Genomic DNA, 1,227 nt, shown 5'->3' on the forward strand with positions numbered 1-1,227 from the left:
CGTGCCCGATGCTGCGGCTGGGGCCCTCGCCGACCGGCATCTCACCTGAGAACACCGGACACGATTCGAATTGCGTTGTGCCAGAGGGCTGAACTTTCCGTGCAAACCTCGGGGAAATGTGCGGGTTTCCGTCAATGTGGGCGGGGTTTGCACGAAAAGTTCAGACAGATCACCGTCCGGGCCCCAATCGAGCGGCACCCGCCAGGTGCGCCCTCACCGCCAGCGACGACAGATACGCAAGAACCCCCGAAGCTCAAGGGAGATAAGGACTTCGGGGCATCTCGAACCGTAATGAGCGGAGAGGGCTACGCCCGATCGAACCGGCCGCGCTGGACGCTGGTGGTGAAGGAGGACCACTCCGAGGGAGTGAACAACAGCGCGGGGCCGGTGGGATTCTTCGAATCCCGAACGCCCACAGCATCATCGAGGAACGCTACCTCGACACACTCCTTGGTTGAGCCCGAACGGCTTGACTTGAACCACTTCGCACCGGACAGATCGTTGCTCACGGCATGTGCTCCTTGATCAAAGCTCCGAATCAACTTCAGGCAACGCTACACGACGAATCTCCCGAAGTGCCTGCATATATCGTTGCAGCTCGGCCTCTCGCTCGAGGTAGAGGTCGCCCGTCCAGCCCTCCACATACACGATAGAAGGTTGTGCCAGCCCCGACACCAGGTCGGGAAATTCCAAGAGCATGAAAGAGCCGACGTAGGACCCGAGTTGACTCGGAGCCGTGAACGGAACCACACGAATGGAGATGTTCGGGAGGTCCGAAAGGGAAACCAGGTGCGCCAGCTGCTCACCGATCACGGCGGCGCCGCCGACTTGATCACTCAGGACCGCCTCGTGCAGTAGTGCGGTAATTCGCAGGTTTGGATCCTTTAGGCGCTCCTGGCGGTGCGCCTGCCACTCGATCCGACGCTCCAACTGCTCACTATCGATACCCGGGTGCTCAGCCCAAGCAAGCGCACGTCTGTAGTTCGACGTCTGCAGCAATCCGGGGACAATCGTTGTCTTCCATACCGTCAGCCCGTCCGCCGCATCCTCCAGCGCCAAGTAGTGGTTGAAACCCGTCGAAATCTGGTCCGCATACGCTCTCCACCAACTGGCCGTCACCTTCCCCTCTCGCGATGCGCGAATCTCCTTCACCAGATCCAGGCAGATGCGCCGCTCCTCATCGGTCGCCCCATAGCTGTCGCACAGTGCGTTCACTTGCAGGCTGGT

2 protein-coding genes are annotated in these 1,227 nt (G+C 60.6%); both read right to left on the bottom strand.

What is annotated here, in order from left to right:
- Nucleotides 1–305 precede the first annotated feature (305 nt).
- Nucleotides 306–509, bottom strand: a complete 204-nt coding sequence (locus tag ACGF5C_RS34810; protein ID WP_030515755.1) for a DUF397 domain-containing protein — start codon at nt 507–509, stop codon at nt 306–308.
- Nucleotides 510–525: 16 nt separating this feature from the next.
- The coding region (locus ACGF5C_RS34815) for a DUF5753 domain-containing protein (protein ID WP_393308677.1) at nt 526–1,227 on the bottom strand (702 nt) is incomplete at its 5' end.

It is taken from the genome of Micromonospora sp. NPDC047620 (genome assembly GCF_043205005.1).
Taxonomy (GTDB): domain Bacteria; phylum Actinomycetota; class Actinomycetes; order Mycobacteriales; family Micromonosporaceae; genus Micromonospora.